The sequence below is a fragment of the Bovifimicola ammoniilytica genome, from assembly GCF_025567085.1.
GTDB classification, from domain to species: Bacteria; Bacillota; Clostridia; order Lachnospirales; family Lachnospiraceae; genus Bovifimicola; species Bovifimicola ammoniilytica.
Genome location: NZ_JAOQJN010000005.1, coordinates 217,721 through 228,841 on the forward strand (window position 1 = coordinate 217,721; position 11,121 = coordinate 228,841).

10 protein-coding genes are annotated in these 11,121 nt (G+C 29.9%); 8 read left to right on the top strand and 2 right to left on the bottom strand.

Annotated elements, in window-relative coordinates:
- The first annotated feature begins 42 nt into the window (after positions 1–42).
- Genes OCV48_RS08395 through OCV48_RS08415 form a run of 5 tightly spaced genes read left to right on the top strand, consistent with a single transcriptional unit; the run spans position 43 to position 5,725 of the window.
- Positions 43–2,028, top strand: a complete 1,986-nt coding sequence (locus tag OCV48_RS08395; protein ID WP_262559441.1) for a cytidylyltransferase domain-containing protein — start codon at positions 43–45, stop codon at positions 2,026–2,028.
- 58 nt (positions 2,029–2,086) lie between these two features.
- Positions 2,087–3,130 (top strand): UDP-2,4-diacetamido-2,4,6-trideoxy-beta-L-altropyranose hydrolase, encoded by a 1,044-nt coding sequence (pseG, locus tag OCV48_RS08400; protein WP_147591659.1) that lies wholly within the window; start codon positions 2,087–2,089, stop codon positions 3,128–3,130.
- 54 nt (positions 3,131–3,184) lie between these two features.
- Positions 3,185–3,706, top strand: a complete 522-nt coding sequence (locus tag OCV48_RS08405; protein WP_147591660.1) for a GNAT family N-acetyltransferase — start codon at positions 3,185–3,187, stop codon at positions 3,704–3,706.
- Between the two features lie 40 nt (positions 3,707–3,746).
- On the top strand, positions 3,747–4,562 hold the full coding sequence (locus tag OCV48_RS08410; RefSeq protein ID WP_147591661.1) for a radical SAM protein: 816 nt from the start codon (positions 3,747–3,749) through the stop codon (positions 4,560–4,562).
- A gap of 2 nt (positions 4,563–4,564) precedes the next feature.
- Positions 4,565–5,725: a LicD family protein gene (locus tag OCV48_RS08415; RefSeq protein ID WP_147591662.1), complete on the top strand. Its 1,161-nt coding sequence runs from the start codon at positions 4,565–4,567 to the stop codon at positions 5,723–5,725.
- A gap of 110 nt (positions 5,726–5,835) precedes the next feature.
- On the opposite strand, the gene OCV48_RS08420 is transcribed toward OCV48_RS08415, so the two are convergent.
- On the bottom strand, positions 5,836–6,237 hold the full coding sequence (locus OCV48_RS08420; protein ID WP_147591663.1) for an adenylyltransferase/cytidyltransferase family protein: 402 nt from the start codon (positions 6,235–6,237) through the stop codon (positions 5,836–5,838).
- A 448-nt stretch (positions 6,238–6,685) separates the two neighbouring features.
- Between OCV48_RS08420 and OCV48_RS08425 the strand changes: the two genes are divergently transcribed.
- From OCV48_RS08425 to OCV48_RS08435, 3 genes are read left to right on the top strand one after another with little or no spacing between them, the layout of a single operon-like run.
- Positions 6,686–7,543, top strand: a complete 858-nt coding sequence (locus OCV48_RS08425; protein ID WP_262559443.1) for a sce7726 family protein — start codon at positions 6,686–6,688, stop codon at positions 7,541–7,543.
- 2 nt (positions 7,544–7,545) lie between these two features.
- Positions 7,546–8,520, top strand: coding sequence for a sce7725 family protein (locus OCV48_RS08430; protein ID WP_147591665.1), 975 nt, complete (start codon positions 7,546–7,548; stop codon positions 8,518–8,520).
- Positions 8,521–9,606, top strand: a complete 1,086-nt coding sequence (locus tag OCV48_RS08435; RefSeq protein ID WP_147591666.1) for an RES family NAD+ phosphorylase — start codon at positions 8,521–8,523, stop codon at positions 9,604–9,606.
- Here the strand turns inward: OCV48_RS08435 and OCV48_RS08440 are convergent.
- Positions 9,607–11,121 (bottom strand): motility associated factor glycosyltransferase family protein (locus tag OCV48_RS08440; RefSeq protein WP_147591667.1); only part of this gene is annotated, 1,515 nt, incomplete at its 5' end. It lies immediately after the preceding gene.

The following is an 11,121-nucleotide window of genomic DNA, read 5'->3' on the forward strand; positions in this document are numbered from 1 at the left end:
TATTATTTGATTAAAATATAAGCTAGAAATGGGAGAAAAACTATGGAAGAAATGAAATATGCAGTAATAATTCAGGCAAGAATAGGGTCAACAAGATTACCGGCAAAAGTTCTAAAAAATCTGTGTGGCAAACCAGTGCTTGAACATGAACTTGAAAGAATTAAGCAGGCAAAAAAGATAGATGGTATTATAGTTGCAACAACTGACAATGAAAATAATCAGCCAATAATTGATATAGCGAACAAACAGAATGTGAATTATTTTAAGGGAAGTGAAAATGATGTTCTGGCGCGTTATTATTATGCTGCAAAAGAATATAATGTTGAAAATATTATAAGAATTACTGCAGACTGTCCGTTGATTGATCCGCATTTGATAGATGAAATGATAGATGTATATGAAGAAAATGCATGTGATATTATTACGAATGTTCCTGATGATAATAGCCAGATGACATATCCAAGAGGCTTAGATATAGAAATCTTTAGAACAACGCTATTAAAAGAAGCGTTTGATAAGGCAGAAAGCAAATATGACAGAGAACATGTAACACCATATATTTATAAAAACACAGATAAAATATACGTATATAAATATAACAAAGATTATTCAAACTACAGGTGGACTTTAGATACTCCTGAAGATTATGAACTTATTCAGAAAATATACCAGGGCTTATATCATGGTGAACATAATTTTTATTTTAACGATGTAATCAGATATATGGAAGATAATAAAGAACTATTAAGGATTAATGATAATGTAGTTCAGAAAGGTGCACACACATACCATAAGAATCAGAAACGTGTTATGATTCTAGGTGCAAATAATTTCCTGCTTCCATTAATTAAATGTGCAAAAAAATTAGATATGTATACAATTGTTGCATCTCCAGATGAAAATGAACCTGGATTTGCTTATGCGGATGAAAGAGTATATGTTGATTTGCGTGATAAGGAAAAAGTATATGAAATTGCGAAAAATCTACATTTAGATGGAATAATAACAGACCAGGCGGAGACACCGGTAAAGACGGTTGCATATGTAGCTGATAAGTTAAATCTTCCGGGAATTGGAAATGATAAGGCAGAATTATTTACAAATAAATTCTTAATGAGAGAAACATGTAGAAAAATTGGTATTGATACAATTAGATATAAATTAGTTGACAATTTAGAAGATGCAGTTTCGTTTTATAAAACTTTAGACACAGATGCAATTATGAAGCCAATTGATAGTGCGGGCAGCAGAGGTGTTGTAAGAATTGATAAAGTAGAAACGATTATAGAAAATTTTGAATACACTAAAAATTCATCAAAGACAGGTAATGTTATAATTGAAGAGTATATCGAAGGTAAAGAACTACTTTTAGACGGAGTTGTATTTAATGGTATATACCAGACAATTATATGTGGCGAATATATTAAGTGTGAAGTTCCAGGAGTTTTTTCTGAATATATGGGCAAATATCCTGCTGAAATCACCCCTGAGCAATATGAAATGGTTAATAAGTTAGTAAAGAAAATAGTAGAAGGTTTTGAATTGCCTTGGGGAAGAACGCATACAGAAGTTAAGATAAATGACAGAGGTGCATGGTTGATGGAAACAGCAGCAAGAGGCGGAGGAAGATATATTTCCTCAGGGATAGTTCCACTAATGACAGATTTTTCATCAGAGGAATTTTTACTTAAAGCCTGCACAGGTCAATTAACTCAAATGCCTACAATTAACTCAAAGAATGTTTCGGCGGGATATGTCGCATTTTTCCTGCCAAAGGGAGAGGTTATATCTATTGATGGATTACAGGAAGCAATAGATTTGCCATATACAGGAAGTAATAACTTTGAGGATATTAAAGTAGGACTAAAAACATGTGAGTTTAAGGATAAGATAGAAGGTAAATTTATACATCTGGTTGCAAAAGATGACGAAGAATTATATCAGAGAGTATATGATATCGAAAAAACAATTAAGATTAAGGTGAAAACAGAAGATGGAATAGAAGGTCCTATCTGGAAAACAGTGTAGATTAATAATATACTAAGATATATAATTAATTTAATTGAATAGAAATAGTTGGTGAAATATGAATAAAGAAGTATATATCAGAGTAGACGCAAATGATGTGATTGCGACAGGACATGTTATGAGGTGTTTGTCTATAGCGGAACAATTAAGAAAAAACAATGTAAATGTTACTTTTGTAACTGCTGATAATAATTCCAGTGATATAATAAGAGATAGAAACTTTTTGGTGGATATTTTGAATTCAACATGGAATGATTTTGATAAAGAAATAGATATTATGAAAGAATATCTTATAAAGAATCAGGTAAAGTTATTAATTGTAGATTCGTATTATATAACAGCGAATTACCTGAACGTACTATCTGAATATACAAAGATTATATATATTGATGATTTGAAAAAGTTTGAATATAATGTGTCAACTGTAATTTGCGACAATCCATTTACATGTGCAAGTGATTATATTAAAATGTATAAAAATATTAAATGTCCGGAATTATTGATAGGCGGTCGATATGCTCCATTAAGAGATGAATTTAGTTATCATCCATATGTAGTCAGAGATGAAGTTAAAAAAATTTTGATTACAACAGGTGGGACAGATGCATTTAATATAACTGGAAAACTAATATTTGAACTAAAAAAAGATAGTAAATACAAAAATATAGAGATACATGTAATAGTTGGAAGATTCAATCAACATAAAAAAGAACTTGTTGAATTACAAGAAAAAAATCCCAATATTTTTTTGCATGAGAATGTGAATAATATTTCATATTGGATGCGTACATGTGACATTGCTGTTTCAGCAGGTGGTACAACTTTATATGAATTATGTTCATGTGGGATACCTACAGTTTGCTTATCTATTGCAGATAATCAGGATGAGACTTATATGTGGGAAAGGAAAGAATATATGCTTTATGCAGGAAATGCATGTGAGAATATCGAAAATTGTATTGAAAATTGTGTTAGCAATATTGAAAAATATTGTACAGATTTTGAATTAAGGAAAAAATCATCAAAGAGAATGCAAGGTTTAATTGATGGTTTAGGAGCTGGACGAATAGCTGAATATATCGGACGAATGTATACAGAATAAAGGACTGCTATATTAATATATAATGATACAATAAAACATATGAGGTCAACATAGATGAATATAAATATAAGCGTTGCAAAGGATAGTGAATTTAAGGAATATTATGCTATACGATGCGAAAAATCCAATATTTATTGGAGTGGGTATCATAATCCACCAGATTATGATATAATGAAAAAGTGCTATAGCCAAAGAACGGAAAAAGATAGATTTTCCGAAATAGGAGATAAAAGAGTATACTTTATTAGAGAAAATATTAATAATCAGGTGGTAGGTTTTATTCAATTATCAATTATGGCAGATGGAATTGAAATGGGATATGGAATTAAAGAAAAATTTCAAGGAAATCATTATGCAACAGAAGCAATTAAGTTAGCTATTGAAGAGGCACAAAATATATCAGATAATATATATGTTAAAATTAGAGAAAATAATGTAGCATCTCAAAAGGCCGTATTAAATAATAATTTTATTCCAAGTGACAAAGTTGGAATTTCACAAAGAATTATTGGTGATGAAATAAGGCATCGAGTATGGTATTATATGAAAAAAAGATATAAAGAGATATCAAAATGAATTATTTAATAAAATAATAAAAACTTAAGGAGAAAAAATTATGAAGAATAGAATACGATTTTTAGTTTTATGGGTTGGAACAAAATGTACATTAAAATGCAGAGATTGTTGTAATTTGATACCATATTTGACACAAAAATCCTATGAAGTTAATGATATAGTTGCAAATATAGAATATATTACAGAAAATATGGATATAGAAGTATTACAAATTCAAGGGGGAGAACCGTTTACACATAAGGATATTTCAAAAGTTATAGAAATATGTGCAATGAACAGTAAAATACATAAAATAGAGATAGCAAGCAATGGAACTGTTATGCCAAGTGAAGAAGCAATCAATATTATAAGAAAATATTCTAATAAAGTTGAAATAAGATTTTCTAAATATAAATGCACAGATGTTATACGTCAGAATATAGAAAATAAACTAAAAACTTTATATGATATAGATGTGAGAGAATATGAATTTATATATAACACAGGAGAATGGTATAAACTGGGGGAAGTAGATAATAAAAAGGAAAAACAATATGATATAATAAATATGACATATAGACAATGTCCAGATAAAAGTTGCTGGACATTGTCTGAAAATTATTTTGCAGGTTGTGGAAGAATGATTGCTTATTTGGAACTTAAAAACGAGAATACGACTGGAAGTAATATAATTGATTTGAAAAAAATAAAAAATGAAGGAAAAAAATTTATTGATGAATTTCAAAGATTTGAAGAATGGTATAACACTAAAGCCTCTGAACTATGTGGATATTGCAAAATATCAGATGACTTAATCCCGGCAGCTATTCAAATGTCATTGGAAGAAATAAAAAATGAAAAGAATAAAAGGAGTTAAGCATGAAAAAACAGTATTTTGAAATTCATAAATATGCATTTAATATTTTTAATCAGAATATCAAAGAATTATTGGAAAAATACAAAGATGAAAATAGAAAATGTATTATGTTTGGAACGAGCATTATAGCAGAGATGATAGTTGATAAATTAAAGGATACTGTATTAGATATCTCGTTCATAATTGATAATGCAAAAATGCGACAAGGTATGACTGTATATGGCAAAAAAGTGTATGCGCCTGAGAAATTAAATGAAGAATTTAATGATGATTATTTGATATTAATTGCATCTGGCTTTCAGAATGAAATGATTACACAATTGGAGAACTATGGCTACGAATATGGAAAACATATAATAAAAGTTATTGATTTGCCAGAATTAATGAGCGATTATTCGTATGTTGATAGAAGTGGTTTGCATAAACTTAGCAGAGATGAAGTGAAAGATGTCCAATTGGGTATATTACAGAAGCTAAAAGAGTGCTCTATAAAATATAATATCAAATATTATTTACATGCGGGAACGGCATTGGGAGCTATCAGGCATAAAGGATATATACCTTGGGATGATGATGTTGATGTATTTATCCCAATAGATGATTATTTGAAGTTAATTAAAATTCTGGAAGAAGATGAACAATATAAGATAATATCTCAATTTAATACAGATTGTTATTTTGGCTGGGGATTTGGTTATATGGTTGATTGTAATACGATATGTGATGTGAATAAATTCCCAATTCAGGTTACAACAGGTCAAAGTATTGATTTGTTTCCTTTATATGGAATACCTGATGATGAAGAAGAAAAAAGTTATTATATTAAAAGAGTTAAAGAACTTGAAAATAATTGCCTTATAGCAGTAGAGGATAATGAAAGAATAAAAGCAATTAATGAATTAAATGAGTTCCTTTTGAAATATAAGTATGATGAAAGTAAATTAATTGGAAATGTATTGATGCCATTTTTTGTTAAGGATATTTTTAAAAAGGAAATGTTTGGAGATGGTGTTGAAAAACAGTTTGAGAATCTGCAACTTATGGTTCCGACGGAATATGATGCATACTTAAAGCAGATGTATGGAGATTATATGCAATTACCACCAGAGGAAAAACGTGTAGGTGAACATTTCTATCATACTTATTATAATAAAGATATTTGATGTAAACATTATAATGTAACATAATAAAATAGTTTCATAATATATAAGATAATAAATGTATTATGAAACTATTTTTATAACGTTGTTTAAAAATTAAAAAATATAAATCATTAACTAAGATGCTTCTTTATAGAACTTGAGCATATGCCGGGTGTACGCTTTAGTCTGACAACTTCTTTGTTATGTTCATGGCACCATTGCTCAACTTCAGTAAAACGACCTCCGATATGATCTTCACCAAGAGCTAATATGTCAAAATTAATTGTTTCAAGTGTTTCAGGACTAACTGTCTGGTATACAATCGCTTCATCAACGATGCGTAATGCCTGAATTATTTCAACACGTTGCTCGGTTGAATATAGAATCTGTGCCTCAGGTTTATATTTTAGAATGTAATCACCATCTTGAATGGCTACAATAAGATAGTCTGCATATTGCTTGCATTGCTTGAATAAATTTAGGTGTCCTATATGGAAGTAATCATATACACCGAATGTAAGTATTTTTTTCATAGTAGACCTCGTTTCTGAGCAGTATATTTGTTTTTAATGTGATAGTTGTAAATTTGAAAATATCAATTTTTAATTCACAATAGGGAATATTTTTATGCTCTAATATAAATTTTTGTATCAGATACTATAGTATTTATCGGCTTGTATGTTGCTAAAATAAAGAAGCAAAAAGAATTTCTGGTATAATTATAATATATGAAATATATACACTAATATAGATATTTTGAAAGTATCTTATTGATATAATTTATAAAATGTGATATACTGTAAACAGTTCTAGATAGTATATGGTATATGGAGATAGTGTGAAAAATAATGTTGATACATTTATTTTGGCACAACTATTTGTTTCGGAGCGAAAGCAAATAGCTTTTATGGTAGATGGTAAATTGCCTATGTGAATTTTCAACGCTTCTTCTAGGCAAGTTGCTCAGAAATGAGGATTATTATGCATAATAAAGATATGTCTATAATAAATAAAATATTTACAATTCCATATATAGATAAAATGATTGAAGATAATTCAACACCACAATCTTTTTATAAATGTATCCGTAGATGTAGTAAAATGGCAAATGTAACATATGGAACAGCGATAAAAGAGATATATAGATATATGAATATCAGATATAGAAACGAGTATTTTTTTAAAAATACAATTTTAAATGGACTATTAATAAATAAGCATGATTTATGCGATACAGCAGCACTTTCGGAATTGCCGATAGGCGAATCAAAAGCCGATTTTGTTATGATTAATGGTCGGGGAATTGTATATGAAATAAAAACTGACTTAGATAGTCTTGTACGGCTTAATCATCAGATTCGGGATTACTATAAGGTATTCAGCTATGTATATGTTGTTGTGGGAAGCAAATATATAGATATAATTAAAGATAATTTAGAATTGCAGAGTGTTGGAATATATGAACTGACGAAAAGTGGAAGATTGGTACAGAGGAAAAAAGCTTATTGCAATCGTGAATACTTAACATATGAAACGATGTTTCAATTGCTAAGGAAGTCAGAATTTGAAAGTATCTTATTAAAGCATTATAAGAAATTGCCAGAGGTCAACAATTTTTTATATTATAGAGAGTGCCAGAAATGGATTGGAATGGTAAATATTATTACATTGCAGAAAGAGGTGATGGAGTGTTTGAAAAAAAGGACATTATTAAAGGAGGGTGGTGAGTTAGAGGAGAAAGTTCCGTATGAACTACGCTTTTATGCGTATTTTTCGAAAAAGTATAAATTGAACTATGAAGCAATTGATGAATTTTTACATAAGGAAATGGAGGAGTAAATATGTATTTTCCGTATTTAAGAGGCAGACAGAATGAATTATTGTGTATTAAAGAATTATTAGAAAATGGTAAATTAAGTGATAAGATTATTCCGGTTATAGAACCGGTTCATTTTAATTCAACGTTCTTTATGACTTTAGCTAAGTTTGTGGAAATGAAGAGAAAAATAATTATTATAAGAAACCCGCAAGTAGGAAGTTATAAAAAAGATTACCATAATATGATAAGAAAGATATCTAAAGAAGAAGATGAGAAGAAAAAGAATAATTTACAGAAAAAACTTGACTTATACTTAAGTTTAGAATTACTGACAGATGAGAATATTATAGATGGTTATATTAGTAATGGCGAAATAGTAGATAAGATACTAAATGGAGAGAAGAAATCGGAAGATATAGTAGTTATTAATAAAAAAACTGGCGATTATGTGTATTACGAGGAAAACGGAGAAAGATTAAAAGCTAAGATAACATTTATACCTAATGACGAAGATTTTAAAGATGAGGTATATGGTAATGTGGTAATGATAAAGGATTGTTATAATAAAGCAAAGAAAAATGTGGATTATCTGAATCAGCCTGATGAGTTTTTTAGCCGAAATCATATTGTATATGCTAAAAGAGGATATTTTGGTTTCTCTGATTATTCTATAGTAGGTGAAGAATATGATGAATCAGGGTTTGCCCCTTCTGCTATAGCCATTCATATTATGTATTATGGTAAGAATAATGAATTAAGAATTCATCATTTTGTATCAGACAGTAATGATACAAAATCTGACCTTGCAAGAAAATTTGAAGAAGCAATGAGTAAACTGGTTAGTTGGGAAATGTATGATGAGATACCTAAGACAGATGGACTTAACAGACTTGTAGAATGTTATTATATGGGACAGTATCCGGGATTAGGAATGATTAAGAGATTTTCGTTAATGCATCATATACAGATGATGAGTGAATATTTAGGAGATGAGTAAATGATATGTTGTGTAGAATGTTTTCGTGATTCAGAGATAAGAGCTGCGATAAAAATGATAGGACATAAAGGAAAATGCCCGATTTGCAATAGACAGGATGTCTGGATATATGATTCAGAGAAAGATTTATTTTCGTCAAATGTTGAGGAATTATTAGACTCAATATTAGAGATATATATTCCAGAATCAGAATTACCGGAATTATATCCTGAAGATGAGAAGATGAATATAGAGGAAAGGTTACTTAAAGACTGGGAGATTTTTTCAGGTAATACATATGAAGTGAAGAATATCGTCACTGAGATTATTGATGAATCATTTGATTTGGATTCCAGACTTATAAGTGAGAAAATAGGTGTGCCTCAATTATATGATGAAGAATATCTGCGGGATAATTCAATTCTAGGTGTGGGGAACTGGGATACATTTAAGAAATATATACGAAATGAAAACAGATTCCATGGTGAATATATAAATTATGAGATATTAGAGAATATACTGAAAGAAACAGAGATAATAATTCCTAAAGATGAATATTTCTACAGAGCCCGTTTGACTGATGAAAGACATAAAAATGGTTTCGAAAAAGGCGAGATGGGAGAACCACCTTGTGATGTGGCATCAGCAGGAAGAATTAATTCAAAAGGGCAAAGCTGCTTATATTTGTCTAATAATATGGATACTACTGTAAAGGAAATAAGAGGACAAGCATTTGATGGTGTAACAATTGCAACCTTTAATACAAAATGTGAACTTCACGTATTAGATTTGAGTTCGATTGCACATTTTACACCGTTTTATAAAGATAATAATAAAATCAATTATTTGATAAATGAAAGGCATCTGCGTAGAATTAAGAATGATTTGGCTAAACCGGTGAGCAGGTTAGATAGTGATTTAGATTATCTACCTACACAATATATAAGTGATTTTGCAAAATACCTGGGATATGATGGTGTGAAATACTACAGTACATTTGATAAGGAATCATATAATTTAGCACTATTTAACCCAAATGCCTGCGAATGTGTAGAGTGTGAGAATTATATAATTAACAATCTGGACTACCATCTTATTAGAAACTAACTACCCCACATTCTCCATTCCCTCTATATATGCTCCATGAGACATATTTACAAGCTTGATATTCTTAACGTCTTTAATTCGGTTTTCAATCCATTTTCTATAGATATTTAAGATGTTAGTAGTTGGTACAGACTCGCCCTTAACACTTTTAACATAGATACAGTGGTTAGAGGTGTCAACATTTTTAGTATCATATGAATGTGACTTATTATCGGTATATGCTAAGTCTAAACCGATTGTTGTAAGAGACTTACAATTGAATCTGAGTATTAAATCAATTGCACTGGTTGAAACTGAGCCGCCTGTTTCTATAAGAGACAGGTGGTTTTTGTTAGCATAACTTTCAGCGGGTTTATAACCGTATTGAAATAAAATGTATTTATCACCATTAAATGCTGCAACTGCATTACTGCACGCTGTAGAAAGATAGATAAGAGAACTTCCAGTCGTATTGATATCTTTTACATGAGAAATCATATTATCCTGTGCATCAGTCATTATTACGTAGTCAGGGATAATATTTTTATTCAATAATGTACGGTAAATTGTGCTTGCGCAGATAATAATTGTGTTGCTAGAAGCCATATTCTTCGCAAGATAATCAAAATAATAATTAAGTGATGGACCTGCGGCAACATATATAATGTCTTTAGATTTAAAATTATCCTTAAGGGTGTCAGCAGGTCTGCTATTTAACTTCATATTATAGTAGAAATTCCAGTTAAGATATTTCTCCTGTGAATACATTGAACTAAAATTAATAAAATAATTATTAAGAGATTGCTTTAATACACCATCTTCTAATGTGGCTAATGATGGATAGTGAATTAATAATGAAGAATTTTCTGAATTATTAAGTAAATTTTTGAAAGAATCAGCAAAATTATCTAATGGGCAGTATTCCAGAGAAAATCTGTCATTAGACAAAATGTCTGCCAAATCTATATACATAAATGCCATGGTAAGAACTTCGATATTAGTCTCGATGGCATTGATTCTGAAACGTCGGTCCGATTCTAAGAGAGCCTTAATATGATATCCGAAACCAAAACCGAAAACATTGTAGTTATATGTGTCTGGTTTGGCATAATATCTAGCAAGCATACGTCCCTCACTAAATGGATTTACATTAGAATGATAATAGACCGATTTATCATTTGTGGTTACCTTAAGTGTCGGAACACCAATGTTTGTCTGCTCTACATTGTAAATGTATTGAGTCTGCGTTGAAAAAGAGGAAATGTATTTAGCAGAATTCTTCTGTATAAGTGTAATTAATGAAGTGTATTTACCTGAATTATCAGCATTTTTAAGGGCTTCAAGGTTATTATTAAGGTATTCTGGCTTAGGATTGGAGCCATCTGTGGAAATTCTTGTTTCTAAGATACTTTTAACTGAAGTAAGTAAAGAGATTTCTAACATATCTGCAAGGAGAACATAGTCAGCTTCAGATTGTGCATTCAGAATTGTTCCGAGATTATCAGTTACTAATGAAATTTCTTCGTCCGTAAACAT

Coding starts and splice junctions, on each gene's coding strand:
- OCV48_RS08395 (WP_262559441.1), top strand. CDS start 43: ATGGAAGAAATGAAATATGCAGTAATAATTCAGGCAAGAATAGGGTCA.
- pseG (WP_147591659.1), top strand. CDS start 2,087: ATGAATAAAGAAGTATATATCAGAGTAGACGCAAATGATGTGATTGCG.
- OCV48_RS08405 (WP_147591660.1), top strand. CDS start 3,185: ATGAATATAAATATAAGCGTTGCAAAGGATAGTGAATTTAAGGAATAT.
- OCV48_RS08410 (WP_147591661.1), top strand. CDS start 3,747: ATGAAGAATAGAATACGATTTTTAGTTTTATGGGTTGGAACAAAATGT.
- OCV48_RS08415 (WP_147591662.1), top strand. CDS start 4,565: ATGAAAAAACAGTATTTTGAAATTCATAAATATGCATTTAATATTTTT.
- OCV48_RS08420 (WP_147591663.1), bottom strand. CDS start 6,237: ATGAAAAAAATACTTACATTCGGTGTATATGATTACTTCCATATAGGA.
- OCV48_RS08425 (WP_262559443.1), top strand. CDS start 6,686: ATGCATAATAAAGATATGTCTATAATAAATAAAATATTTACAATTCCA.
- OCV48_RS08430 (WP_147591665.1), top strand. CDS start 7,546: ATGTATTTTCCGTATTTAAGAGGCAGACAGAATGAATTATTGTGTATT.
- OCV48_RS08435 (WP_147591666.1), top strand. CDS start 8,521: ATGATATGTTGTGTAGAATGTTTTCGTGATTCAGAGATAAGAGCTGCG.